General features: G+C 42.2%; 24 protein-coding genes. 21 read left to right on the forward strand and 3 right to left on the reverse strand.

Translation table 11 applies throughout. From position 1 onward, the window contains the following. The first annotated feature begins 104 nt into the window (after nucleotides 1-104). Together pyk and cmoA are read left to right on the forward strand one after the other, a co-directional pair. Nucleotides 105-1,601 (forward strand): pyruvate kinase, encoded by a 1,497-nt coding sequence (gene pyk / locus RMO68_RS10105; protein ID WP_310440629.1) that lies wholly within the window; start codon nucleotides 105-107, stop codon nucleotides 1,599-1,601. 108 nt (nucleotides 1,602-1,709) lie between these two features. Then, nucleotides 1,710-2,426, forward strand: a complete 717-nt coding sequence (gene cmoA, locus RMO68_RS10110; RefSeq protein WP_310440630.1) for a carboxy-S-adenosyl-L-methionine synthase CmoA — start codon at nucleotides 1,710-1,712, stop codon at nucleotides 2,424-2,426. Between the two features lie 234 nt (nucleotides 2,427-2,660). On the opposite strand, the gene nth is transcribed toward cmoA, so the two are convergent. Further along, nucleotides 2,661-3,308, reverse strand: coding sequence for an endonuclease III (gene nth, locus RMO68_RS10115; RefSeq protein ID WP_310440631.1), 648 nt, complete (start codon nucleotides 3,306-3,308; stop codon nucleotides 2,661-2,663). Nucleotides 3,309-3,478: 170 nt separating this feature from the next. On the opposite strand from nth, the gene RMO68_RS10120 reads away from it, so the two are divergent. The 11 genes from RMO68_RS10120 (at nucleotide 3,479) to RMO68_RS10170 (ending at nucleotide 12,876) form a co-directional block, all read left to right on the forward strand. After that, entirely contained in the window at nucleotides 3,479-4,321 is an 843-nt protein-coding gene (locus tag RMO68_RS10120) for a peptidyl-prolyl cis-trans isomerase (protein ID WP_310440632.1), read from the forward strand. 209 nt (nucleotides 4,322-4,530) lie between these two features. Further along, complete coding sequence (locus RMO68_RS10125) at nucleotides 4,531-4,965, forward strand: MarR family transcriptional regulator (protein ID WP_310440633.1); 435 nt, start codon at nucleotides 4,531-4,533, stop codon at nucleotides 4,963-4,965. Beyond that, a complete protein-coding gene (locus tag RMO68_RS10130) occupies nucleotides 4,965-6,401 on the forward strand; it encodes an efflux transporter outer membrane subunit (protein ID WP_310440634.1) in 1,437 nt (478 codons plus the stop codon). Before RMO68_RS10125 ends, RMO68_RS10130 begins: the two co-directional genes overlap by 1 nt. After that, nucleotides 6,388-8,538, forward strand: coding sequence for an FUSC family protein (locus tag RMO68_RS10135; RefSeq protein WP_310440635.1), 2,151 nt, complete (start codon nucleotides 6,388-6,390; stop codon nucleotides 8,536-8,538). Before RMO68_RS10130 ends, RMO68_RS10135 begins: the two co-directional genes overlap by 14 nt. Next, nucleotides 8,529-8,729: a DUF1656 domain-containing protein gene (locus RMO68_RS10140; protein WP_310440636.1), complete on the forward strand. Its 201-nt coding sequence runs from the start codon at nucleotides 8,529-8,531 to the stop codon at nucleotides 8,727-8,729. The genes RMO68_RS10135 and RMO68_RS10140 overlap by 10 nt, the downstream gene beginning before the upstream one ends. Nucleotides 8,730-8,738: 9 nt before the next feature. Next, nucleotides 8,739-9,644, forward strand: coding sequence for an HlyD family secretion protein (locus RMO68_RS10145; protein WP_310440637.1), 906 nt, complete (start codon nucleotides 8,739-8,741; stop codon nucleotides 9,642-9,644). Between the two features lie 54 nt (nucleotides 9,645-9,698). Next, complete coding sequence (locus RMO68_RS10150) at nucleotides 9,699-9,995, forward strand: hypothetical protein (protein WP_310440638.1); 297 nt, start codon at nucleotides 9,699-9,701, stop codon at nucleotides 9,993-9,995. Between the two features lie 10 nt (nucleotides 9,996-10,005). Continuing rightward, nucleotides 10,006-10,848 carry a peptidylprolyl isomerase gene (locus tag RMO68_RS10155; protein WP_310440639.1) on the forward strand — a complete coding sequence of 281 codons (843 nt, stop codon included), beginning with the start codon at nucleotides 10,006-10,008 and terminating at the stop codon, nucleotides 10,846-10,848. Nucleotides 10,849-10,959: 111 nt separating this feature from the next. Further along, entirely contained in the window at nucleotides 10,960-11,199 is a 240-nt protein-coding gene (locus RMO68_RS10160; RefSeq protein WP_310440640.1) for a CopG family transcriptional regulator, read from the forward strand. A gap of 3 nt (nucleotides 11,200-11,202) precedes the next feature. Further along, on the forward strand, nucleotides 11,203-11,463 hold the full coding sequence (locus RMO68_RS10165) for a type II toxin-antitoxin system RelE/ParE family toxin (RefSeq protein ID WP_310440641.1): 261 nt from the start codon (nucleotides 11,203-11,205) through the stop codon (nucleotides 11,461-11,463). Between the two features lie 60 nt (nucleotides 11,464-11,523). Continuing rightward, entirely contained in the window at nucleotides 11,524-12,876 is a 1,353-nt protein-coding gene (locus RMO68_RS10170; protein ID WP_310440642.1) for a hypothetical protein, read from the forward strand. 57 nt (nucleotides 12,877-12,933) lie between these two features. Here the strand turns inward: RMO68_RS10170 and fbaA are convergent, their stop codons facing one another. After that, nucleotides 12,934-14,016, reverse strand: coding sequence for a class II fructose-bisphosphate aldolase (gene fbaA, locus RMO68_RS10175; RefSeq protein WP_310440643.1), 1,083 nt, complete (start codon nucleotides 14,014-14,016; stop codon nucleotides 12,934-12,936). An 81-nt stretch (nucleotides 14,017-14,097) separates the two neighbouring features. On the opposite strand from fbaA, the gene RMO68_RS10180 reads away from it, so the two are divergent. Both RMO68_RS10180 and RMO68_RS10185 read left to right on the forward strand, forming a co-directional pair. Continuing rightward, nucleotides 14,098-15,465 (forward strand): M23 family metallopeptidase, encoded by a 1,368-nt coding sequence (locus RMO68_RS10180; RefSeq protein WP_310440644.1) that lies wholly within the window; start codon nucleotides 14,098-14,100, stop codon nucleotides 15,463-15,465. Nucleotides 15,466-15,495: 30 nt separating this feature from the next. Continuing rightward, nucleotides 15,496-17,082 carry a methyl-accepting chemotaxis protein gene (locus RMO68_RS10185; protein ID WP_310440645.1) on the forward strand — a complete coding sequence of 529 codons (1,587 nt, stop codon included), beginning with the start codon at nucleotides 15,496-15,498 and terminating at the stop codon, nucleotides 17,080-17,082. On the opposite strand, the gene RMO68_RS10190 is transcribed toward RMO68_RS10185, so the two are convergent. Further along, entirely contained in the window at nucleotides 17,072-17,380 is a 309-nt protein-coding gene (locus RMO68_RS10190; protein WP_310440646.1) for a cupin domain-containing protein, read from the reverse strand. The genes RMO68_RS10185 and RMO68_RS10190 overlap by 11 nt on opposite strands. A gap of 62 nt (nucleotides 17,381-17,442) precedes the next feature. On the opposite strand from RMO68_RS10190, the gene RMO68_RS10195 reads away from it, so the two are divergent. The 6 genes from RMO68_RS10195 to RMO68_RS10220 all read left to right on the forward strand — a co-directional run bounded on the left by RMO68_RS10195 (nucleotide 17,443) and on the right by RMO68_RS10220 (nucleotide 24,841). Continuing rightward, entirely contained in the window at nucleotides 17,443-17,949 is a 507-nt protein-coding gene (locus tag RMO68_RS10195) for a shikimate kinase (protein ID WP_310440647.1), read from the forward strand. Between the two features lies 1 nt (nucleotide 17,950). Beyond that, nucleotides 17,951-18,364, forward strand: coding sequence for a thioredoxin family protein (locus RMO68_RS10200; RefSeq protein ID WP_310440648.1), 414 nt, complete (start codon nucleotides 17,951-17,953; stop codon nucleotides 18,362-18,364). Between the two features lie 12 nt (nucleotides 18,365-18,376). Beyond that, nucleotides 18,377-19,669, forward strand: coding sequence for a histidinol dehydrogenase (gene hisD, locus RMO68_RS10205; protein ID WP_310440649.1), 1,293 nt, complete (start codon nucleotides 18,377-18,379; stop codon nucleotides 19,667-19,669). Between the two features lie 229 nt (nucleotides 19,670-19,898). Beyond that, nucleotides 19,899-20,534, forward strand: coding sequence for a 4Fe-4S dicluster domain-containing protein (locus RMO68_RS10210; RefSeq protein ID WP_310440650.1), 636 nt, complete (start codon nucleotides 19,899-19,901; stop codon nucleotides 20,532-20,534). Continuing rightward, on the forward strand, nucleotides 20,534-21,433 hold the full coding sequence (gene nrfD, locus RMO68_RS10215; RefSeq protein ID WP_310440651.1) for an NrfD/PsrC family molybdoenzyme membrane anchor subunit: 900 nt from the start codon (nucleotides 20,534-20,536) through the stop codon (nucleotides 21,431-21,433). The genes RMO68_RS10210 and nrfD overlap by 1 nt, the downstream gene beginning before the upstream one ends. A gap of 15 nt (nucleotides 21,434-21,448) precedes the next feature. Beyond that, complete coding sequence (locus tag RMO68_RS10220) at nucleotides 21,449-24,841, forward strand: molybdopterin-dependent oxidoreductase (protein ID WP_310440676.1); 3,393 nt, start codon at nucleotides 21,449-21,451, stop codon at nucleotides 24,839-24,841. The last annotated feature ends 6 nt before the right edge of the window (nucleotides 24,842-24,847 follow it).

The raw sequence follows: 24,847 nt of genomic DNA on the forward strand, positions 1-24,847 counted from the left end.
TCTAAAAACACGGAGAATGGCTAAAACTTGATCGAGATGGTTTCTTGAATGACCTAAAAGTGTGTTACTATTTCCGAAAACATCTATTAACGGGTAACTTTATAATGCAAAAACGAACCAAAATCTTGGCAACGGTCGGTCCGGCATCTGATAATGTAGAGACGCTTGCCGCCTTAATCAAAGCAGGGGTAAATGTCTTCCGCCTCAATTTTTCTCACGGTACTTACGAGTATCATACTGAGGTCTTAGCCAATATCCGGATTGCAATGCGTCAAACAGGCTTGATCGTTGGGGTGATGCAAGATATCAGCGGTCCAAAAATCCGTGTCGGAAAGCTGAGGGAAGAGTTTCATTTAGAAAGCGGCGATTGTATCGATTTTCATTATGAGACGTGCGAAGGGGAGAAAATAAGTGATAACCGTTACCGCCTCTCGATCAATCAAAGCGATATTCTCCGGATGTTGCATGTAGGAGATTTTATCTATTTATACGACGGATTAATCCGTGCCCGCATCGTCGATATCAATGATGTGTATGTGCAAGCGATTATCGAAAATAAAGGTAAACTCACTTCGAATAAAGGGATCAATTTTCCCAATACCCGTTTGGGGATCGATATTTTGACCGAAAAAGACAGACGGGATATCGGATGGGGCGTTGCGAACGGCGTTGACTTTATGGCAATCTCTTTTGTTCAAAATGCGCAGGATATGATTAACGCCCGAGAGGTTGTCCGTTCATACGGCGGAGAGGTGCAACTGATTGCGAAGATTGAGAAATTTGATGCGGTTGAGAATATCGATGAAATTTTGCGCCACTCCGATGGATTAATGGTCGCACGGGGTGATTTGGGGATAGAAGTACCTTATTATCGTGTTCCGACGATCCAAAAGATGTTGATTGACAAAGCCAATGCCCATTCCAAACCGGTCATTACGGCAACGCAAATGCTTCTCTCAATGACGGAAAAAGAGTCCGCCACGCGTGCAGAGATTAGCGACGTCGCCAATGCGGTTTTAGATGGAACCGATGCGGTGATGCTCTCTGAAGAGAGTGCCGTAGGGCATAATCCGGTGTTGGTGGTTGAGACGATGGTTAATACGATTCAGGCAATCGAGGAAATTTACCCGTATGAAAAATTTAATTTCGGCTACGATGATGCGATGGACAGAGTCAACGAATCCGCGGTTCGGTTGGGAGACTCACTCAATGCGGAGGGGATTATCGCTATGAGCTCATCGGGGGCATCCGCGAAAAAGCTTTCCCGTTACCGTCCGAAAATGACGATTTATGCGGCGACGCACGAAGAGAGGGTCGCACGATTGCTGACTATCGTTTGGGGTGTCGTTCCGGCATATTTGATCAAAAAAGGGCGTATAGAAGATATGCTTAGCGACATCATTCAAAGCGGTTTGAAGCGTAATATTATCGATAAAAAAAATACCTACATTTTCACGGCGGGATATCCGATCGGAACTCCCGGGACGACCAATATTATCCGAATTTTACGTGAAAATGAGATCACTTTTTTCGGTGAAACCAAATCTCTACCGGGCAAAGGGAAAAAAAATGAAGAGAACTCACCTGCAACCTTGTTTTGATTTTAATGGACTGAAAATTGCTTTTTAATTTTGCGAGGGGCACAAACATTTGTTTCGTCACTTAGTGTGCCCCTCAAAACTGCTCCCCTTTACGCTACAATTACCTTTATGAAAACCGATACTTTATTTACTAAACCCATATCCAAACAGTTTGAATTTGATGCGGATGTTGCCGCTGTATTTGATGATATGCTTCTCAGATCCGTCCCCTTTTATAAAGAGTCGCAGTCGCTTACCCGCCGCTTTGCACTCAATGCCCTCTCAAATGGCGGAACCGTATACGATTTAGGATGTTCAACCGCATCGTTGCTTCTGGAGATTGAACGCTCTCATGATAAGCAAAATGAGGTTCGATTGGTCGGTATCGATAATTCTCCCGCAATGATAGAACATGCACGAAAAAAAATCGAAGTTTATGGCTCAGGTATTGAGTTATATGAGGGAGACATTCTCCTCTTTCCTTACGAGAAAGCGCAAGTGATTATCAGTAACTATACCTTGCAGTTTATCCGTCCGATGGTACGCGATACGTTGGTTCGAACCATCAATGAAGCGCTAGAAGAGGGAGGCGTTTTTATTTTTAGTGAGAAAGTGGTGAGCGAAGATCCGAAGCTCAACAAAGAGCTGATTGATTGCTATTATGATTTCAAAAAAGTGCAGGGGTACAGCGAATATGAGATTGTACAAAAACGCGAAGCCCTTGAAAACGTTTTGATCCCTTACACTATGAATGAAAATATTCAAATGGCAAAAAACAACGGGTTTAAAACGTGTGAAGTATTATTTCGATGGGCAAATTTTGCCACTTTTATCGCGATTAAATAACGTATTATCTTACGCTGCCTCGGTTCGGATTTGAATTAGGCTGCAGCCCCTCTTTAATATCCGAATAATCCAAAATGTTTTTATCGCATTGCTTATGGTAATAACCCTGAGCATCATAATACTCTTCACAATCGTTGTAATAACGTAGACTTACTCCCCGTTCGTTGAAACACCCTGTAAAAAAAATTGGCACTAAAAGGTATAAATAGTATTTTTTCATACGGATATTGTATCTCATCTGGGTTTAAAGCCGTCCTTACTTTTACAGAACGCATTTAAAAAACATTCACTATCGCATTTTGGGTTTTTGGCCGTGCAGATGTAGCGGCCAAACAGTACGAGACCCTGATGCAATTGATGAAGATTTGTTTTGAATTTTTTGACGAGGGTTGCTTCGGTGGCGGTGGCACTCACATCATCGCTGAGCCCTAAACGGTGGCTGACACGAAAGACGTGTGTATCGACTGCCATTAAGTTCGCTTGGGTGTATTCGATAAGAACCACGTGGGCTGTTTTTTGTCCAACTCCGCCGAGGGTTATAAGCTCTTTTTCATCTAAGGGAATCTCTCCTCCGTAGACCTCCACCACTCTTTTTGCCATAGCGATGAGGTTGATAGCTTTGTTATTAAAAAAAGAGCAGCTTTGAATGAGCCGTTTTACCTCTTCGATATCTGCATTGGCGAGGTCTTTAGGTGTCGGAAATGCTTTAAATAATGCAGGAGTAATGAGATTGACCCGTTTATCGGTGCATTGGGCAGAGAGTGATACGGCGATGACCAATTCAAAAGCGTTGGTGTAACTTAGTTCTGTTACCGCCTCTGAATATCGTTCCAAAAGAGTTGATTTAAGTGCTTCAATCTCTTTTTTTGTCGCCTTCTTCATGCTGAGTATCCCATTTTTTAGCCGTATTGTAACATTTAAAAATTATCGGATAAAAGGGCGAGGGAAAACTCGTTTAATTTTGATTGTTTTTTGCGTACTATACTGACAAATGTATTATAATGCCGAAATCAAATCCCCCTTGAATAGAGGGGACAAATACAAGGATAACAATGAAGCGATATTATGCCGCTTGGATTTTGGGTTTATTGTTGGGTGCACAGTCTGCATCGGCAGTTGTTTTGGCAACTGTTAACGGGGATGAAATTACCTCTGAAGAAGTAAATAAAGTATTGATGGAAGGGACTCAAGGACGTTTTGACTCTCTACCGGCTGATAAACAAAACGAATTGCGTCAACGTATTATCGAAGGAATGATCGCACAAGAGCTTGTTTATGACGACGCTAAACGGACGGGTGTTCTTGATTCTAAAGAGTATAAACAAGAATTGGAAGCATTGGTCAACCGTTTAAAAGTGCAACTTGCCGCAAAAGTATGGGAACAAGAGCAATTTGAAGCGATTAAAGTCGATGCCAAAGAGGTAAAAGCCTATTTTGATGCGAATCCGGATGAATTTGTCGACAAAGAAAAAATTCGTGCACGCCATATCTTGGTAAAAACCGAAGCAGAAGCACAAGCAGTTATCCGAAGTATGAAAGCATTAAGCGGAGAGAAACTCAAAAATGAGTTTATTGCTCAAGCTAAATCAAAATCAACCGGACCAAGCGCAGCGAAGGGCGGGGATTTAGGTTATTTCCCTCGCGGACAAATGGTTCCTTCTTTTAATGATGCAGCATTTGCTATGAAAGAGGGGACAATGTCCTCTTCTCCGGTACAAAGCCAGTTCGGTTACCATGTTATCTATGTTGAAGATAAAAAAGCGGCAAAAAAACTTGGATTTGAAGATGTGAAAAACTTTATCGAACAACGTTTGAAAATGGATAAGTTTAAAGCAACGATGGAGAAAAAAATGTCTTCACTTCGCGAAAAAGCAAAAATCACCTATACTAAATAATTACCTCTTTACTCTAATCCCGCTTACGAGCGGGACCCCTTTTATCTCCCTCGCCATCTTTACTTTTTAACTATTCCTTTTTATTTTTAGTATCGTTCTTTGGAGTTGTGTATTTTCCATTTTATTTAATTACTAACATAATAGTTATTATAATAACTATTTAAGCTCCATTGATCTACAATCCCGAAAATTTTTCACAAAGGATTGTTATGAGTTTCGAATCCGATAAGTCAATAGCTTTTCTCATCGCCAAAGCGCGTAATGTTCTCAAAAATGAATTCGAAAATGAGTTAAAACCGTACGCTCTGTCGTATGCTCACCGAGTTATTCTAATCCGGCTAAGTGAAAAAGAGGGGCTGACTCAAAAAGAGTTGGCGCAAGATACCTATTTTGAACAATCCAATCTCACCTTGATGCTCGATAAATTGGAATTAAAAGGGTTGGTAAAACGGATTGCAAAAGAAAACGATCGAAGAGCGTACATTGTTACCATTACACCTGAGGGGGCAAAGCTTCGTGATTTGCTTGTTAAAATGGGTGAGGAGGTTATGGATAAAGCGTTACACGGTCTCTCAACCAAACAAAAGAACGAACTTTCTAATACGCTTCAATTGATATACGAGAATCTCAAAAGTACAAAATAATGGACTATTTACGGATACTGTTTCTCTTTATTACACCGTTTTTTTTACTGGGGTGTGTCCCGGCAATTCAAAAAGCTTCCCTAATACAGGAGAGGGATGTTACTAATGATTTGGAAAAAAATCGTAATCTTTTCGAGGGTAACGATGAATATCTTGTACGTGAATGGTGGGAAAACTTCGGGGATGAACAGCTCGATTCTCTGATAGAAGAAGCGTTATCTTCAGCGCCGAATCTACTAACGCTTGAAGCGCGATACGCTCAGGCCAATAGTATCATCGAATCGGTTCAATCCCGTAATCTTCCCCATCTCTCTGTCGATGCAAGCGTGGTTCGAGAACGCTTTAGTGAAAACCATATTTTCCCCGCACCGTTAGGGGGAAGTACGAACAACCAATACCAACCTCAATTATCCCTCAATTACGATTTTGACTTTTGGAATGCACGTAGTTCCCGTATTCTTGCCGCCAAAAACACTGCTCTGGCACAACGAGCCGCCATCGAAGCGACAAAAATCGCTCTTAGCAGTGCTATCTGCGAAACGTATCTCTCTTGGAACTATGATGAACAAAAACTGAGTCTGTTGAGTACGATAGAGCAAACTACCCGCGAAGAGATAAAGATAGTTGAAAAACAGTATAAACTCGGTCTGATCGATGCGATGGAGATTAATAATAAAACAAATTCCCTTTCACAAATCAAGCAGCGCCGTGAAGAACTGAAACGCTCCATAGAAGGGAAAAAAGAGGCACTGTGCGTGCTGTGCGGATTTCTCCCCTCCCGCGCGGATACCTTGAAGGTTCCCCATATTCATCATGAATTTAAATTGCCGATCCCTAAAGAGATTATGTTGAACTTCATAGCTCACCGTCCTGACGTTGCCGTCGCAAAATACACAGCTTTGAGTAAAAGCCACACCATTGAGGAGAGCAAAGCACAGTTTTATCCGAATATAAGCCTCTCAGGGCTTATCGGCTTCACCTCGTTTAGCTGGACAAAACTCATTGATCACTCATCCTATACCCCATCAGCCGGGATCGCATTCTCCCTTCCCCTTCTTGATTGGGGGCTGCGAAACGGAAATTTGCAAAACAGTGTCAGTGACTACAACGCTTCTGTTTATGACTACAATCAGGCACTCATCAAAGCAGCCAATGAGGTCGTTGTGTTACTCAAACAATCGAAACTCCTCGAGTCGCAGCGGCAATTTCATGATGAGGAGATAATGGCCAAGAGTGCGAATGAATCCATTGCACGTAAAAAGTTTATACAAGGGCTAAGTAATAAACTTCCTTATCTATCTGCCCAAAAAATCACGCAGGAAACGCAAATTAAAACCTTCTCGCTCAATGAAATTAAAACAGAGCTTCAAATCAATTTGATAAAAGCATTGGGCGGCGGTTACACCGATAACGAGGATACCAATGCAAGCCGATAAAACCCTAATGATTTCGGCTAAGGCTTTCCCGTGGAAACGGACACTTCACGAATGGCTAAGCATTGATGCCCCGATATTGATCTATATGGTTAAGGCGACAATTGCCGGACTGATCGCGCTTTGGATTTCGATGAAATTGAATCTTCCTGATCCGAGAACCGCCATTTTTACCGTTTTTATTGTGATGCAGCCGCAAAGCGGTTTAGTCTTTTCAAAAAGCTATTATCGCGTTGTCGGAACGATTGTCGGCGTAGGGATTTCATTGGTGCTTATGGGGATGTTCGCCCAAGATCCGATCTGGTTTATCGGATTTTTTGCACTTTGGATCGGTATTTGTACCGCAGCAGGATTCAAATATCGCAATTTTCAATCGTATGGATTCGTATTGGCAGGATATACCCTCTGTATCGTAGCCCTTCCCGTCATCGAAACGCCATTGGAAGTATTCGACATCGCCGTATCGCGTTTTTCGGAAGTGGTTGTGGGCATTATGTGCGCAACGATTATCAGTGACATTATCTTTCCGCGTCATCTCTCCGATTCACTCCTCATTGCTGAGAGGGAACGTTTCGGCAATGTCCTCTCCACGCTTGCCGATCCCGATTCGATTTTTGGTACTGATGAAGATGCACACGCGCAGACGGCAAGATTTTCGAGCGGTGTTGTCGGTCTCCATGCCATCCGAATTAACAGTGCATATGAGAGCGGAGCGGATCGAAAAGATCGTCAGCACTCGCAGCATCTTAATCATGAATATATGAATTTATCAACTACCTTTCACTCTCTAAAAAATATGATTCGCCTCCTTGAACCGAATACTTCCAAAGAGGTAACGGATACGTTGATCAATCTGTATGCTCCGATTGCATCAAGTCTGAAGCGCTTCTCTTCTACGGTGTTTTCTGCCGATGATTTGAACCGTATCATTCAAGAACTCTTGGAGGTAAAAAATACCATTATAAGTCGAGTAAAAAGGGAGGAAGAACGACTGCAACCTCTTTTGGATGAAGATACTTATGATGCTTTTATAGCAACATCGTATTTGATGATTCGGCTCTTGAACGAATTGCATATCCACTGTGTGACCTATCTATCGCTTCTCAAACATCGGTTATCAGGTAAAACATCGAATGAATTAAACCGTGTCGTTCGATTTTCAACCCATACGGATAATGTTCTAGTAGCGCTTGCGGCATTGCGTGGGAGCGGCGTATTATTGGTGACTATGGGATTTTGGATTGCGACGGGGTGGCCTTATGCAACATTCACCATCACCTTGGCTGTCGTTATCGGGCTCTTAATCGGGACACTTCCAAGTCCGCTGGATGCCGTTATCAATTTTTTCAAAGGGGGGGTGAGTGCCATTCTCCTTGCCGCTGTGTATGATTTTTATATTATTCCGGAATTTACTTCCGATCTTTTAACCCTCAGTTTAGTACTCGCTCCCGTCTTGGCACTGGTAGCATGGTGGACGACTCAACCGAAATGGAGCGGATTTGCCCTCGGTTTTATCTTTTTGTTTATGTATGAATGTGCACTTGATCCCTATTTCAAAATCGATCCGACTCTATTTTTAGAGAGTTCTTTAGCCTATTTGATCGGTATCATTTTTGCCGGAGCCGCGTATCTGCTTGTCAATTTCTGGTCATGTTCGTTGACGCAGCGCCGTGTTGCAAAGATACTTCGTCGTCAAATCGTAACGCTTTGTGAGGGGCAGCTTACTCTTGGGCGCAGTGCATTGGAGAGTACCGGACGTGACCTCGTTCAGCAGTTCTCCACACAAGGACGGCTGAATATGCGCTCCAGCCGCCTTGTATTCGAATGGCTCCTTTTAACACTTGAAATCGGACGGGCTATCGTGTCGATACGACGAACTCTTCAGCGGTTACACCCTCAATATCGCTATGAAAGTATCGATAACGGGTTGAAGTTAATCCGAGTATTTTTTGAAACACCGTCCGAAGCACTACGAAATACGATGCTCAACACTTTGCAAAATATTCTTGATGATCTTCGTCTAAGTGAAAATGGGCATTCGAATCGATTGCAGAGTCTGATAACAGAATTTGCGCTCATACGAACAGCATTGTTGAGGGTTGACTCATTTCCTATGATAACGGAGGATTCATGCCGCTAGATATTACTTTATTCGGTATCCAAATGCCCACACTTCTACCGATTTTTACAGCCAGTGCCGTATTACAAATTTTGTTTGATCGCGTCATGTCGGATACCGGTTTTTACAATCATGTATGGCACCCAGGATTATTTCGTACCGCAGTGTTTATCTGTATTTTTACTATTCCGTCTCTCTTTATTTATCACTAAGGATTTCTGATGAACAAAAATAACAAATTATCGAAACTTTTACGTTTTTTGATCACCTTTTTCATTGTTTCTCTTGCCGTATTTTTAGGATTAATGTTGTGGGAAAACTACATGAATACTCCATGGACACGTGATGGTCGTGTTCGTGCCGATGTCGTTATGATCGCGCCTGATGTCGGGGGATTGGTAAGTCGTGTCGCCGTTGTTGACAATCAATTTGTTAAAAAAGGGGAACTGCTGTATCAAATTGATACCGAGCGGTTTCACCATGCAGTGCATCAAGCCGATGCCGTTGCCAAAACGCGAAAAGCGGAGTATGAGATGAAAAAACATCAGGCTCAGCGTCGTCGTGATGCCGGTGATGAGGTTGTATCGGCAGAAAGCAGGGATGATGCGTATTATGATGCTCAAATGGCTTATGCGCGTTATGAGGAGGCCTTAACGCAAGTAGAGACTGCGAAGCTTAACCTAGAACGATCCTCGGTTCGTGCACCTGTGGAGGGTTGGGTATCCAATCTACTGCTTCGAAGAGGGGACTATATTGATATTGGGGAAAAGCATATGGCCCTTATCACGAAAGGATCATTTTGGGTTTATGGCTATTTTGAGGAGCATAAACTCTCCTTGATCCATATCGGAGATAAAGCAGAGATGAAAATGCTGGGGACAAAATACGTCATAAAAGGACATGTAGAAAGCATCGCAAAAGGGATTTCAGATCGCGATAATGTAACGGACGGTCGCCTTTTGGCCAATGTCAATCCGATTTTTACTTGGGTTCGTTTGGCACAACGGATTCCCGTACGTATTCACATTGATGAAGTCCCAAAAGGGCTCACTCTTTCTGCAGGTATGACCTGCTCCGTGAGCATTCTCCCAAATAAATTTGATCAAAGGAGTGCCCATAAACAATAATACTTATAGGGTCAAAGTTAGTATTCAAACATCAAAAAATAAGGAAATGGAATTATGAAAAAGAGTATGGGATTCATCATAACGGCAGTTGTATCGGTGTGTTTTGCCGATACGTTAGATGAGGGGAAAATAGCGCTCGAACAAAAAAGGTATTTTGATGCCGTTGAGGCATTTACCAAAGCCTGCGAGAGCGGAAACGGTATCGGGTGTTATAACCTCGGTGTGATGTATGAAAAAGGGGAAGGGATAGCACAGAATAAATACAAAGCGTCAACCCTCTACACTCAAGCATGCCGCGCTAATGTAGGGCTTGGATGTAGTAGTATGGCACTCTCATACGATACCCCTTAAGGAAAAAACAATGAAACGATATTGTGTCGCTTTAGCAATGAGTATGATGCTTATTGGACAAAGTGTATCGGCGGTTGTTTTGGTAACAGTTAACGGAGATGAAATTACCTCTGAAGAGGTGAATAAAGTATTATTGGAGGGGACACAAGGGCGTTTTGAATCTCTTCCTGCCGATAAGCAAAACGAATTACGTCATCGGATCATCGAAGGGATGATCGCTCAGGAACTGGTGTATGATGACGCACTTAAAACAGGTGTATTGGATTCGAAAGAGTATAAACAAGAATATGATACGTTGATGAACCGTTTAAAAGTACAACTTGCCGCAAAAATGTGGGAGCAAGAGCAATTTGAAGCGATTAAAGTTGACCTCAATGAGATAAAAGCCTATTTTGATGCGAATCCAAATGAGTTTATCGATAAAGAGAAAATTCATGCTCGTCATATTTTGGTAAAAAGTAAAGGAGAAGCAGAGTCCATAATCGTGATGCTAAAAACATTACGCGGTGAAAAACTTAAGCAGGAATTTATGGCACAAGCCAAAACTAAATCGATAGGGCCGAGTGCGGCTAAAGGTGGGGATTTAGGTTATTTCCCACGCGGACAAATGGTTCCTTCATTTAATGATGCCGCATTTGGAATGAAAAAAGGGTCGATCTCCTCTGTTCCCGTACAAAGTCAATTCGGTTATCACATCATTTATATCGAAGATAAAAAACCGGCTAAAAAGTTAGGTTTTGAGAGTGTAAAAAGTTTTATAGAACAACGTATTAAAATGGATAAGTTTAAAGCACACATGGAGAAAAAAATGTCTTTGCTTCGTGAAAAAGCGAGAATTATCTACACTAAATAATCTTCTTTACTTTCCCGCTTAGGCGGGAACTCCTTTAAATTTTATAAACCTTGACATTAAAATATAATTAGCAGTATAATTGTCCATATAATTATCGGATAAGGGGTTCTAATGAATAAGTACGTTAATGTAACCAAAATGAGTATCACCCTCGATAACAGCGTAGCCAATGAACTTAATGCATTGGCTAAAGAGCTTAACGAGAAAAAGAGTCATGTGATTGAAAATGCCCTTATGCTCTATTTTGATATGCTGGACGAGAAAATCTCTGACAAACGTTTACGAGAGGTGGCTGAGGGTTCTGTAACGCCGATCAGTGCCGAAGAGGTATGGAAAGAGTTGGGAATATAAACGATGTATGCGATTGAATTTTTGCCTTCCGCAAAAAAAGAGCTTTCGCAGTTGGATCGTGTCATCCAAAAACAACTCAAAGAAAAAATCATTTTACTTGCAACCGATCCCGATAGGCTTAAAAACAATATCAAAGCATTAAAAGGGGAATACAGCGGAAAATTTCGTCTGAGGGTACGAGATTATCGGGTAATTTTTCGGATTACCGAAGAAAAAATTCTTATTACGATCATCCGTATCGGACATCGTAAAGAGGTTTATTGAACTCATTTAATATACTTAAAACAGATATAATTATTTATATTGATCTTTAGGATGTTTTTTGTGCAAAAAAGTATTATGGAATTATCTAAAATAGATGATAAAAGTTATGTATTACTTTTCAATAAATATGAATACGCATTGTCTCGTCATGAAACCAATGAATTAACTTTAACAGGTGTTGAAAAACATTTTTATCTAGATTGTGATCTTATTTTCAATAGTCAAGATGTCCCGTATGAAGATATTAGCTCTTTATACGGGGAAGAACTTATTGAAAACATCGCTTTTCCTGTTTATTATAATAATGATTCATTCCCATATTTTTTTCTTTTTAATGTAGCAAATAAGGATAATAAGTTAGCAGTTTATTGTACGCTGAGTTATAGATTTGAAGATTGGTTAAATAATATAAGTTTACGAACCTATGCACCATTACTATCTTCAAAATTGAGTAATGAATCAATATTTGTAGAAGTCGAAAGTTTCATTGATGATGGAACACAATTTATTGGAATTTATACGAAATTTGATCTTAAAAGTAATATCCATATATGCATTAATGAAATAGTATCTGTATTGTTAAAATCTCATACTGATCTTTTAAACATATATGATGCCGAATATATTGCGCCGATTCATAGATGTCTAGAATTCGAACCTCAGTATTATCAAGCAGGACTTGGAATATTAAATTATTTTGGAACCATTGTACGAGAAAAATATCCAGATAAAAACGTAAAAATAAAAATTGAGCAAAATACTCATTCCGTTACAATGATTGTTGAAACAGAAGATGGTGATAAAGAGATTATTGAGAAGTTGCTTCACAATTATGAATTAGTTGTAATGGGTCAAAAAGAACCAGAAACTCTTTTGGATACACAGCTTCAAATCTTGGACTTGAAAAATGAATTAAGAATTGCACATTTAAGAATAGAAACACAAAAAGAGCAACTACAATATAGAGACAAGGAATTAATAGACGTCAAAAGTTGGTTTCAAAGTGCATTAATGCAAAATAATTCATCAACAAGTCATATAAATTTTTCTCCGATTATTTCAATCGATATGAATCAAATTATCCAATTGGAAATTGCAAAAGACATTAAAGAAATTTCACAAAATATTAACGAACTTATTGTTGGTTGCCACGATACTGTACTCAAATCATATTTGAATACAATCGCTAATGATGTGCAGAAGATTGAAAAATCTGAAAATAAAGATCAACTCAAAGAATCTTCCTCGTTAATTAAAATTAGGGAGTTTATAGAGGAATCCAATAAGACTGGAAGTTCGATAAATAGTTTTTTAAATACGGTTGCTAATGGCTATGATAATTTAAAAATAATTGCAAAAAAATACAATTCTATTGCACAATGGTGTGGAGCTCCACAAATACCTTTAGTCTAAAAATGAGAGTAATGGATCCCGTATCTAGTACGGGATGACGAGAAGAAGAGAGTTGAGTTAGTTTCGATTAATCGCGTTCAAATCTTCAAATGCGGCTTTTACACGATTAATCAATGTTTCTTGACCACTACGTAGCCATTTGCGAGGGTCGTAATATTTTTTGTTCGGTTTCTCTTCCCCTTCAGGGTTTCCGATTTGCCCTTGGAGATAAGCTTTATATTTTTCATAATAGTCTTTGACCCCTTCCCATGTTGCCCATTGGGTATCGGTGTCAATGTTCATTTTGATAACACCGTAGCCGATCGCTTCACGAATCTCTGCGTGGGTAGAGCCTGAACCGCCGTGGAATACGAAGTTAACCGGTTTATCCGAAGCGGTAGTGAATTTCTCTTGGATGTATTTTTGAGAGTTGTTAAGGATGATTGGAGTGAGGACGACGTTACCCGGTTTATACACACCGTGAACGTTTCCGAACGATGCGGCGATGGTGAATCGGTTACTGATAGCACTTAGTCGCTCATACGCATAGGCAACATCTTCGGGTTGGGTATAGAGGAGGGCGTTGTCAATATTGGAGTTGTCAACACCGTCTTCTTCTCCGCCGGTAACGCCGAGTTCGATCTCCAAGGTCATACCGATTTGATCCATGCGCTTCATATATTCCACACACGTTGCAACATTTTCTTCTAGGGATTCTTCTGAAAGGTCGAGCATGTGAGAGGTGAAAAGCGGTTTGCCGTGAGTTTTGTAATGGGCTTCTCCGGCATCGAGGAGGGCATCAATCCACGGGAGAAGTTTGCGTGCCGCATGGTCGGTGTGCAAGATGACGGGGATACCGTAGGCTTCTGCCATGGCATGAACGTGCAACGCTCCCGCGATAGCTCCGGCAATAGCCGCTTTTTCGTTCTCATTGCTAAGCCCTTTTCCGGCGTAATAGCTTGCCCCGCCGTTGGAAAACTGGATAATAACGGGTGAATTTACCACTTTGGCCGCTTCAAGGACACCGTTGATCGAATCGGTGTTGACAACATTGACCGCAGGGAGTGCAAATCCTTTTTGTTTTGCAATTTCAAAAAGTTTTTGTACATCATCACCGAAAATTACTCCCGGCTTTATCACATCTAAAATTTTTACGGACATTACTTTACCCCACTGTTAAAATGTGACGATATTATAGCCTTAGAGCAATAATGTTAGAATTAAAAAAAAGAGGGATATTTGGTGCGTATCATCGGTTTACTAATGATCGGGAGCAAAATGGTGTTTGCCGTAGTGACGCCATTGCTTTTTGATACCCTTGTTGTGCCGCTCCAAAAAAGTACGGCTTCGATTGAAAAATTAAGTCAAAAACCGGTGATGGAACCGAATCAAAGTTTGTTACATGATTTTTTGAACAGAGTGGAAACAACGTTAAATACGGGGAAGAAACTTTCAGGTGCTAGAGAGGTCGATAAAGAGGTATTAAATAGCTATCTTAAAGAGTTGAGAGAACTCGCACGAACCAAAGAATCGATAGAGGTTCTTTACCGTAAATCGTTGACCACGGCAATGGCTCAAAAGGACAAACAGAGTTTTGAGGATTTGGTGACGCTCCCTTTAGAACCTCTGCATCACCCTCGTATCCGCTCTGAAGTAATCGCATTTTACCGCCAGTATTATCCGCATCATTCCATTAAAAGTATGGAAATTTTGTGCGATGAACAGGCATTGGAAGAAAAGAGTATTCAAATCGCTATTGAACAGGAACAAGCGTATGAAGAACATTTGCGAATCTTGAAACGCTCTGAAGCCTACAAAGTGAAGAAAACTGCGCAAATCGGCTCACGTAACAGTGTCCTCTTAAGTGCAGAGTCTAACGGTGTGGGCGGATATGAGTTTGAGGCTGAAAATCTTAATCCCTATACGGTGACGATGAGTATTGATTTTGAATTTTTGAGCAATCTCAAACCTTCCGGAAAAATTCCTTTATTTATCGAGATTCCGGGGAAAAGTAAAAAGAGAGTGCTAGAACTCTCTCGTATCACTTCCGGAGGGGTCGATTATCGCTCATCGTATGGATGGGTGAGAGGATCGGCTTTTGCCATACATGAAGATAGATATCTGTATAAACTCCCTTTTTCAAAAGGTATAAATGTTGAAGTTTCTCAAGGATATCACGGGGAGACGTCGCATAAAGGATTGTCTGCCTATGCGGTTGATTTTCCTATCCCCGTAGGGACACCGATTTATGCGGCACGGGAAGGTATTGTCGTGGGGTCGGAAGGGAGTAGCAATGTCGGAGGGGCAAGTGCAGAGTATCGCAAATATGCCAATTATGTCATTATTGAACATAATGACGGAACCATGGGCAACTATTACCATTTAAAACAAAACGGTGCCGTTGCGGTGATAGGACAAAAAGTTGCCCAAGGTGATCTTATCGGATATTCCGGTAATACGGGGTACAGCAGCGGACCGCATCTTCATTTTAGTGTTAGCAAGGTAGATCCGATTTCGATGCGTCGACCGATGAATTTACCGATTAAAATGGAAACTGCACAAGGAATTGTAAATTTACCGCGCAAAGGCGATCGATATACGGTACAATAATTCCACAAATTATAACAGCGAGGTTTACATATGTTCGATACCGTAAAATCAAAAATAATTTTTACTACGTTACTGTTTAGTTTTTTAGGATTAGGGACAATTTACTGGTATTTAACAACTACATTTCATGAATTTTCCAATGAAACGGCAAAACGTTCTCTAAATATGCTCAGTCAATCTATTTTTCAAACGCTTTCGGGGAGTATGCTTGCCGGAGATCCGGCAGTCGTTGCCGAAGCAATCACGAATGCGCAAAAAATCGAGGGTATTCAGGCGTTAAAAGTGGAGAAATCTCAAGCGGTTATCGAATTGCTTGCACCCGATACAAAATTTACCAATGAACCTTTGATTCGAGAAATTTTTAAAAGCAAACAACCTCAAGTGATTGAAAATACGAACGGAAAACACTCTATTCGTCTCTTGCAGCCTCTTGTTGCGGAGGATCGATGCCTTGCTTGTCATACGAATGTTCAAAGCGGTGATGTTCTCGGAGTCATGGATTTGGTCATCTCATTAGAAAAAAATGATGCTGAAATCAGTAAAACCGAAACTATTTTGCTCATAGCTTTGAGTATTGTCGTTATTGTATTTGTATCCGTACTAAACATTTTCTTCGGTCGAGAGGTTTTGAATCCGCTTGAGGGATTACGTAGCCGTATCGGTGCGTTGGTCAGCGGGGATAAAGATTTGACGAAGCGTCTTGAAGTGGTTAAAAAAGATGAGTTTGCCGATGCGGCGCTTGCCGTCAATAATTTTGTTGCAATGGTGCAAGAGACGGTAAATGAAGTAAAAGATCTGGGAAAACAAAATGCGATGATCGCTACGACGATTACTGAAGCCACACGAACGATTTCGAACGGTGTGGAGCAAGAGAGACAAATCGTCGAAGCAACAACGCAAAAAAGCCATTCGATCAAAGAGATACTCTCAGGTGCAATCGCAATCTCGGAACAAACACAGCGTAATGTTGCCAATGCAAATGGAGAGTTAGTAACGGCTAAAGATGCTTTGTATCGACTTGTCGGTGAAGTTGATGGGTATATTGAAACGGAACATGAAATGTCATCACAGCTTATTGCGCTGCGTAATGATGCGGATCAAGTGAAAAATGTATTAGGAGTCATCAAAGACATAGCCGACCAAACGAATCTTTTAGCCCTTAATGCCGCGATTGAAGCGGCACGTGCCGGAGAACACGGGCGCGGATTTGCCGTTGTTGCCGATGAGGTGCGAAAATTGGCGGAACGAACGCAGAAAAGTTTGACCGAGATTGAAATCAGTGTCGGAACGATTGTCCAATCGATTAACGATGTGAGCGATAAAATGGGTGAGAACGCTAAAAATATGAATGAATTGACCGTTATTTCCAATGAAGTAGAGGAAAAAATATCGGCTACCTCTTCGGAAATGGAACGCTCGGTGAGTGTTGCGGAACGCTCTTACAACGATTCGGTTGAAGTCGTGGGGCATATTGAGTGGATTATAGAGAAGATTTCACAGATCAATGTTGTTTCGGAAGCAAATAAAAAAAGTGTTGAACAGATTGAGAACGATTCTAACCAACTGATGTTGGTAGCGCAATCCCTTTCTGCCCGCATTAATGAGTTTAAGAGCTAAAAACTCCTAGCCAAAGAGCATCTTTGGACGTTGAGAGTACCCGATGCGGGGTATGACGAGGGATAAAGCAATAATCTCCGGCTTGGAGATTTACCTCAATATCTTTTAACGTCATCCTGGCTTCTCCTACTAAAAGCAGTACCCATTCATCTTTTTCTTGATTGTAAAGTTCTCCCGGTGTTTTAAGCCATGATCGGATGGATTCGATTTTCAGTGAATTGTTTTGAAACAGGGTTGTAAAAACTTCGCTGTTTTCATTCGGTTCTAGGGAGGTGTAGAGATTGTTTATAGGTATCAAGAAGCACTCCTAAGTTAACGCATGATATGATTGCATGATTATAAACTAACAGTAGAGAATTTATGAAAAACATTGTTCTAATCGGTTTTATGGGAGTCGGTAAAGGTTCCGTTGCACGTGAGATTGTCAAGCAGTCTGATTTAGTTGCTTTAGATACTGACGATATTATTGAAAGTATGGAGAACCGTCGCATCAAAAAAATCTTCGCCGAAGAGGGAGAAGAGTACTTTCGCGTATTGGAGCGTAAAGTGGCTCAGTGGCTGCAAAAAGAGGTACGCGGAACTTTGATTTCTACGGGAGGCGGTTTTTTTAAAGTTCCTAATCTTTCTAAAATCGGCACGGTTGTTTATCTCTCTGCTCCGTTTGAGACAATTCATAACCGTATTTTAGCCCATCCCGATGCAGAGAAAAAATTGCGTAAACGTCCTTTGTTCCAAGATATCGATAAAGCAATCAAACTCTACGATGAACGTTCGGCGCTTTATAAAAAAGCGGCAGATATTATTATTGACGTGAGTAATAAAGAGATATCAGATATCGCTAAAGAGATTTTAAAAAAGGTGAAATAAAATGATGAAAATTATTTTTATTATGATGTTTGCAGCTCTTTCGCTTTTCGGAGCCGGTGTTAAATGGGAAAAAGATATTGCGGTAGCCGTTGAAAAAGCTTCTAAAGAGCAAAAACCGTTAATGGTATTGGTGACGAAGAACGGATGCAAATGGTGCGATATTTTAAAGCAAGGTACCCTTAAAAACCCAAAAGTGGTTGCGATATTAAACCGTGATTTTGTTGCTTACGAAGGGGTTGTAGATGAGGGTACGGTTCCCCCCTCATTAATGACGCAAGGAACCCCTGCAACATGGTTTATTAAAGATAAATCACCGATGTTTGAACCGATAATGGGTGCGGTAGAGGGTGAAGATTTTCTAAAAGCTCTCGATATTGTTAAACAAGAGTACAAAAAAAGTGCGACGAAAAAGTAAAAAGGATAATCAATGACCCTTATTCATACCAATGAACCTAACTTTACTACTGTTTTTAGCGAACTGCTAGGACGGGGAAAAATGGACATGGAGCATGTCTCTTCGATTGTTAAGGGAATTATCGATGAAATCCGATCCCAAGATGATGCTGCGTTAATGACGCACATTTCTAAATTTGATCGATGGAATCCCTCGTGCGGTGCCGACTTGCGTATCGATACGGGTGATATGAAACGAGCGTATGAGGCATTAGACCCTACTCTGAAAGCCTCTTTGCATTTGGCGTATGACCGCATTCGCGCTTATCATGAGAAACAGCTTCCGAAGAGTTGGTTTGATACCGAAGCCAACGGGACAATTTTGGGGCAAAAAGTGACGCCTGTCGATCGTGCGGGTCTTTATATCCCCGGAGGAAAAGCGGCGTATCCGAGTTCATTGCTGATGAACGTTATCCCTGCACAAGTTGCGGGGGTAGAGCATATCGTAGTAACGACTCCGACTCCCGATAATGAACCGAATGAGCTTTTATTGGCGGCATGCCATTTATGCGGTGTGAGCGAAGTATTTAAAGTCGGCGGTGCCAGTGCGATTGCGGCAATGGCATACGGAACTGCGACGATCCCTAAAGTGGATGTCATCACGGGTCCGGGTAATATTTTCGTCGCAACGGCAAAAAAGATGGTTTTCGGAGAAGTGAATATCGATATGATCGCGGGGCCGAGTGAGATCGGCGTATTGGCGGATGATTCGGCGAATCCTGTCCATATTGCGATTGATTTACTCTCTCAGGCAGAACATGATGAGATGGCGAGTTCTATTTTGATTACCCCATCAGAGAAATTTGCTAAAGCCTGTGCAATTGAAGTAGAAAATTGGTTGAAAAAACTTCCGCGTGAAGAAATTGCCCGTAAATCGATTGAGGAGCGTGCCGCTATTATCGTGACCGAGTCGATGGAAGAGGCGGTGAGACTGATGAATGAAATTGCCCCTGAGCATCTTGAAGTAGCAACGGATAACCCGTTTGCCCTTTTACCCTCTATCAAACATGCCGGAGCAATTTTCTTGGGTCATTATACGCCGGAAGCAATCGGTGATTATGTCGCAGGCCCGAATCATACTCTCCCTACCGGAGGGACGGCTAAATTTTACTCTCCGCTTGGGGTAGAGAACTTTATGAAAAAATCTTCTATTATCTCTTTTTCACGCCAAGCGATCAATGAAATCGGCGAAGCGTGTGCGTTGATTGCCCATACGGAAGGATTGGGTGCGCATGAAGCATCGGTTCGCTGCAGATTAGATAAATAAACCTTTCTTATTCTTTCATTCCCCTTCGCGGGAAAAATTTCCAAACGGTTACATATCAAAAAGTTATAGCAAAAATGGGTTTCCTTTTAGTTTCGGTTAAACCTAATTTAGCTACTATCAACCCAGCAGAAATGCCGTCAAATGCCTGTAATCACGGCATCAAATAAAGATTATTCATGTTGCTTATGACATGAATGGCACTTACGTGAATCAGGAATAAGGAGAATATATGCAATTGGGTTTCTTGGTAGACCTTCGCCTTTGCATGGGGTGTAAGGGCTGTGAGATCGCATGTAAAGTGGAAAACGAAGTTCCGCTTAGTACATGGCGTCTACGTGTCAAATATGTTGATGTGGGAACATTCCCGGAGACGAAACGGACCTTTACACCGCTTCGCTGTAATCATTGTGCAAATGCACCGTGTGAACGTATTTGTCCGGTAAGTGCATTGCACTATCTTGAGAACGGTATCGTTAATATTGATAAAGAACGCTGTATCGGCTGTGCCGGTTGTGTTATGGCATGTCCATACGGTGCGATTTACATCGACCCGCAAACCCAAACGGCGGATAAATGTACCTATTGTGCTCACCGTATTGCCAGCAGCATGATGCCCTCATGTGTAGTCGCGTGTCCGGTTGAAGCCAATATCTTCGGTGATTTAGATGATCCGATGTCAAGCATCAGCAAATATATCCAATCCCACCAGGGCAACGTTCAAGTCCGTAAACCGGAAAAAGGGACAGATCCGCACCACTATTACGTCGGTGGCGGTAACGTAACGTTGAACCCACTAGCATCTTTCCGCGGTGAGGGCCACAACCTCTTTAATAAACTTACTCATCTCCCGATAGGAGGGCACTAATGGTACACGAAACAATAGCGGCAACCAATGCGGTTGTAACTCTTGACGTTGCTCTTCCGGGAATCGTATGGGGTTGGATTATTACAATGAACATGTGGGCAAAAAGTATCGGTACCGGTATTATTTTTCTCGGCTTTTTCTTATTGAAAAAATACCCTGAGCAAACCGGATTTATCCGTTTTCCGATTGTAGCGATTTCGATTGTATTCATCCATATTTTCTTATTTTTTACAGTGATCGATTTGCATCAAATGTTCCGTTTTTGGCACATTTTCTTCTATCCTCATTTGACATCGGCGATTACGATCGGTGCTTGGATGGCGACAGGTTTCGTTGGATTGCTGTTTGGTATGGCATACGCGATCTACATGAAAAAAGATGAAGCACTGTATGACAAACTTCTCGGGTGGACTGTACTTCTTGCGGTACCGGTTACATTGTATACCGCAGGGCTCATGGCACAATCGACGGCACGTGAATTGTGGCAAATGCCGACAGAATCGGCACAAATGATTTTAGCCGCGCTATTAGCCGGTACTTCTGCCATGATCTTACTAGGGGGAAATAAATTCTCAGATCTTATCAAAAGAGATCTTGCGATTATTTTAGGCCTTAGTGCGGCGGCGGCATTTATCCTTTATATGGCGGAACTGATCTTCGGATCCATGAAAGCTGAAGAAGTGGCGGCAGTATTGCATTATGTTAAAGGCGGCGAATACACCGTTATGTTCTGGATCGGTCAAGTTATGGCATTCATTGTTCCGATGATTCTTGTATGCTTGAGCATTAAAAACCAATCGTATTATTTACTGAAAATTGCTGCAGTAACAGCATTGATCGGTTTGTGGGTAACTAAACATGTATGGTTAGTTATTCCTCAACTGTTACCAATGAGCTAAAGAGGATTAATTATGATGTATTTAGAAAGTAGAAGAACATTTTTAAAAGGGACCGCGCTCACCGTAGCGGGTGCTGCTATCGCAAAGGGAGTATTTTCAACAGATGCTGCCGCTGAGTCAGTCAAAGCGAGTAAATTTACCAATACCCCCGATAGCCTTTCATTCTATCCTCCTCAAGATCAGTGGAACAGTTTCCAGGAGCTTGACGGTGTAGACTGGAAGCGCGGCGGTATTGATCGTCACGGGGTACAGAGTGAAGAGAATCCGGACGGTATCTATGTCAATGACTATATGATCGTTCCGACGGCATGTTCGAACTGTGAAGCCTCATGTGGTTTGACGGCATGGATCGACAAAAAGACATTTACCGTTAAAAAATATATGGGTAACCCATTCCATACAGGTTCACGCGGACGTAACTGTGCGAAAGGGTATGCGGTTCAATCGCAAATGTACGATCCGGATCGTATCCCGTTTCCCCTCAAACGTGCTCCGGGTTCAAAACGTGGTGAGGGTAAATGGATTCGTACTACATGGGATGAAGCGATGACGACCATCGGGAAAAAAATCGGAGATACCCTTCGTAAAACCGATGATCCCCTCTCTCGTAAGCTTTGTATGTATCATGTAGGTCGTCCAAATGAAAACGGTTTCGTTCCTCAAGTGTGGGAAACATTGGGCCTTGATTCGTATAACTCTCATACGAATATCTGTTCTTCGAATGGTCGTACTCCGACGATTTGGACAGCAAATGATGATCGTACCAGTCCGGACTGGGCCAATGCGAAACTCATTTTCTTGAACTCGTCTCATGCCGCGGATGCAGGACACTATTTTGCACAATCGGCTGCCTTTATCGCCGATGCCCGAAAAAAGGGTGCGAAGATGGTAGTAATGGATCCTCGTATGTCGAACTCTGCGGGGATGTCCGATCTGTGGATCGCGGCATGGCCGGGGACGGAAGCGGCGATTTATCTCTATTTGGCAAACCGTATTCTCAATGAAAATATGACCGACAAAAAATTTGTGAAAAAATGGTTCAACTGGGAAACGTTGATGAACGATTCAGAGCATTTAAACTTTATGCTTGAAAAAGGACAAATAAACAAACTCCCGGCAGATCGTAGTTTTGAGAGTTATATGGAACTTTTAAAAGATATGTATGCTCCGTATACACTTGATTACGCGGTTAAAGAGACCCATGTTCCGGCATATAAACTCGAAAAATTGTATGAGATGTTTATTTGGGCAGGCGATGCAATCTCTACCTATATCTGGCGTGCAGCGGCTGCGGGTAACCGTGGGGCATGGATGGGCGGACGTGCGGCCTATTTCTGTATCGGTCTTCGTGGAGCTATCGGAACAGAGGGGGGAACATTCTTCCACCACTGGCATGTTATTTCCGTTTCGGGTAAAGGGGGAAGCTCAACCGTAGGTCAAGGGATTTCCGGTGCCGATGTACCGAAAGTTAAAACGTGGAATGAACTGACATGGCCACCGGAATGGCCGTTATCAACGTATGAACTTTCCTACCTTCTTCCACATTTGCTGAGTGATACAGCATGGCAGAAAAAATGGAATGATAGAGGATTAAACGTACCGAGTAAACTCGCGGTTTGGATTCCGCGTATGTATAATCCGGTATGGATTAATCCGGATGGGTTCCGTTGGATCGAAGTACTTAAAGATGAGTCAAAAATGGAACTTACCATGAATCTCTCTCCGGTGTGGTCAGAGACCAACTGGTACATGGACTACGTTCTCCCTGTCGGGCTTGCGGGTGAGCGACATGACCAACACTCTGAAGCAACTTTTCCGGCTCGCTGGTCGACATTCCGTCAACCGGTATTGCGTGTAGCGTTGGAAAAATCGGGCTGGAAACCTAAAAATCCTGCCCGTGCAACTCTTGAAGCCCATATCAAAGCCGGTTTGGGTGAAGTATGGGAAGAGAATGAGTTCTGGTTCCAACTCTGTACCGATTATATCGATCCAGACGGCTCTCTCGGTGTTCGAAAAATGTGGGAATCTAAACGTCATCCGGGGAAAACCGTTACGATTGCAGAGTGGTACGATGCGGCGTTCGGTGATAATTTGCCGAAACTCAAAGAGACGGCAACCAACGATCCTCGCTACATGAACGAAGAATTCCCTGTTTATTCGTACCTCCGTGATTACGGTTTCTGGATGGAAGAGGACAAAATTTACCATGCCATGGAACGCGAACTTAAAATGGAAGAGGGCGAAGTGATCTCACACGGGCATAAATTTGCTGCTTCAACGATGAGTATCGGTGCAGGCGGTGTTATTTCTGCTCAAGATCATCATGGTAAAACCAAGGCGATTGGTGTTGAAATCGACGGTAAGAAAATGGAAGGGTTTGCAACCCTCACCAAAAAGCTTGAGTTTTATACGCAGTGGGCTACCGATTGGAAGTGGAGAGAGTATGCTATGCCGTTCTATCCACGTAATGATGAGGAAAAAAATGAATATGTTCACTTGGTTTCTCATGTTAACCACAAATATATGACGGAAGAGAACTCGTTTGCGCTCAATACGGTATTCCGTTTGCCATATAATATTCACACCCGTTCAGCAAACTCGAAACACCTTATGGAGATCAGCCAAAATCATGACCCGATTTGGATAAGTACGGGCGATGCTAAGCGTCTTGGTTTCAAACGCGGTGATGCGATTCGTGTTAAAATTGTTGATACCGTTTCAGGATTAGAGAGCGGGCATTTCGTTGCTATGGCGGTTCCGACAGAGGGTGTCCTACCCGGAACACTCGCATGTTCACACCATGGCGGACGTTGGAAACTGACCAATGCAGTTACGATCCCTAACGGGGTGAGTGATGGTAAAGTAGCGCCGGGGGCAGCACCTCGTGATTTAGGAAATAAAGAGTTCCTAAAAGAATCACCGGCAAATGTCGGAAAAGTAGGTGGTCAAAGTATTATTGATGATTATGAGGGGACAACCGGGCTTAACAGCTTTGGGGTTCCGGTTGCCGAGATTCAAATGGACGGTAAAGTGGGTAAACTCAAATACGTCGAGGGGATCAAACCTTTCCATACGGAACGCTTTGCTGAGTATAACCGAGATTCGGGCAATATCTGGTGGGATGGACTCTCAGGCTCATGGCAAAATGCCGTTGCGGCTCCACACCCGGATCCGGTTTCAGGTATGCACTGCTGGCACCATAAGGTTCTTCTTGAACCGGCACAAGTGGGAGATAAAATCGGGGATATTTTCGTTAATTACGATAATAACCTTAAAGTATATCAAGCGTGGAGAGATACATTGACGCGTGGGTTGGATTCAAACTCAACACTTCGACGTCCTCGCCATATCAAACGCCCATGGGTCAATCTCGATCCATCGGTGTATGAGGTTAATATCAAGTCGTAAGGCTTG

This window comes from Sulfuricurvum sp. (assembly GCF_031427015.1).
Taxonomy (GTDB): domain Bacteria; phylum Campylobacterota; class Campylobacteria; order Campylobacterales; family Sulfurimonadaceae; genus Sulfuricurvum.

Excerpts from the sequence above, each read along its gene's own strand:
- pyk (WP_310440629.1), top strand. The coding sequence starts at position 105 with ATGCAAAAACGAACCAAAATCTTGGCAACGGTCGGTCCGGCATCTGAT.
- cmoA (WP_310440630.1), top strand. The coding sequence starts at position 1,710 with ATGAAAACCGATACTTTATTTACTAAACCCATATCCAAACAGTTTGAA.
- nth (WP_310440631.1), bottom strand. The coding sequence starts at position 3,308 with ATGAAGAAGGCGACAAAAAAAGAGATTGAAGCACTTAAATCAACTCTT.
- RMO68_RS10120 (WP_310440632.1), top strand. The coding sequence starts at position 3,479 with ATGAAGCGATATTATGCCGCTTGGATTTTGGGTTTATTGTTGGGTGCA.
- RMO68_RS10125 (WP_310440633.1), top strand. The coding sequence starts at position 4,531 with ATGAGTTTCGAATCCGATAAGTCAATAGCTTTTCTCATCGCCAAAGCG.
- RMO68_RS10130 (WP_310440634.1), top strand. The coding sequence starts at position 4,965 with ATGGACTATTTACGGATACTGTTTCTCTTTATTACACCGTTTTTTTTA.
- RMO68_RS10135 (WP_310440635.1), top strand. The coding sequence starts at position 6,388 with ATGCAAGCCGATAAAACCCTAATGATTTCGGCTAAGGCTTTCCCGTGG.
- RMO68_RS10140 (WP_310440636.1), top strand. The coding sequence starts at position 8,529 with ATGCCGCTAGATATTACTTTATTCGGTATCCAAATGCCCACACTTCTA.
- RMO68_RS10145 (WP_310440637.1), top strand. The coding sequence starts at position 8,739 with ATGAACAAAAATAACAAATTATCGAAACTTTTACGTTTTTTGATCACC.
- RMO68_RS10150 (WP_310440638.1), top strand. The coding sequence starts at position 9,699 with ATGAAAAAGAGTATGGGATTCATCATAACGGCAGTTGTATCGGTGTGT.
- RMO68_RS10155 (WP_310440639.1), top strand. The coding sequence starts at position 10,006 with ATGAAACGATATTGTGTCGCTTTAGCAATGAGTATGATGCTTATTGGA.
- RMO68_RS10160 (WP_310440640.1), top strand. The coding sequence starts at position 10,960 with ATGAATAAGTACGTTAATGTAACCAAAATGAGTATCACCCTCGATAAC.
- RMO68_RS10165 (WP_310440641.1), top strand. The coding sequence starts at position 11,203 with ATGTATGCGATTGAATTTTTGCCTTCCGCAAAAAAAGAGCTTTCGCAG.
- fbaA (WP_310440643.1), bottom strand. The coding sequence starts at position 14,016 with ATGTCCGTAAAAATTTTAGATGTGATAAAGCCGGGAGTAATTTTCGGT.
- RMO68_RS10185 (WP_310440645.1), top strand. The coding sequence starts at position 15,496 with ATGTTCGATACCGTAAAATCAAAAATAATTTTTACTACGTTACTGTTT.
- RMO68_RS10195 (WP_310440647.1), top strand. The coding sequence starts at position 17,443 with ATGAAAAACATTGTTCTAATCGGTTTTATGGGAGTCGGTAAAGGTTCC.
- RMO68_RS10200 (WP_310440648.1), top strand. The coding sequence starts at position 17,951 with ATGATGAAAATTATTTTTATTATGATGTTTGCAGCTCTTTCGCTTTTC.
- hisD (WP_310440649.1), top strand. The coding sequence starts at position 18,377 with ATGACCCTTATTCATACCAATGAACCTAACTTTACTACTGTTTTTAGC.
- RMO68_RS10210 (WP_310440650.1), top strand. The coding sequence starts at position 19,899 with ATGCAATTGGGTTTCTTGGTAGACCTTCGCCTTTGCATGGGGTGTAAG.
- nrfD (WP_310440651.1), top strand. The coding sequence starts at position 20,534 with ATGGTACACGAAACAATAGCGGCAACCAATGCGGTTGTAACTCTTGAC.
- RMO68_RS10220 (WP_310440676.1), top strand. The coding sequence starts at position 21,449 with ATGTATTTAGAAAGTAGAAGAACATTTTTAAAAGGGACCGCGCTCACC.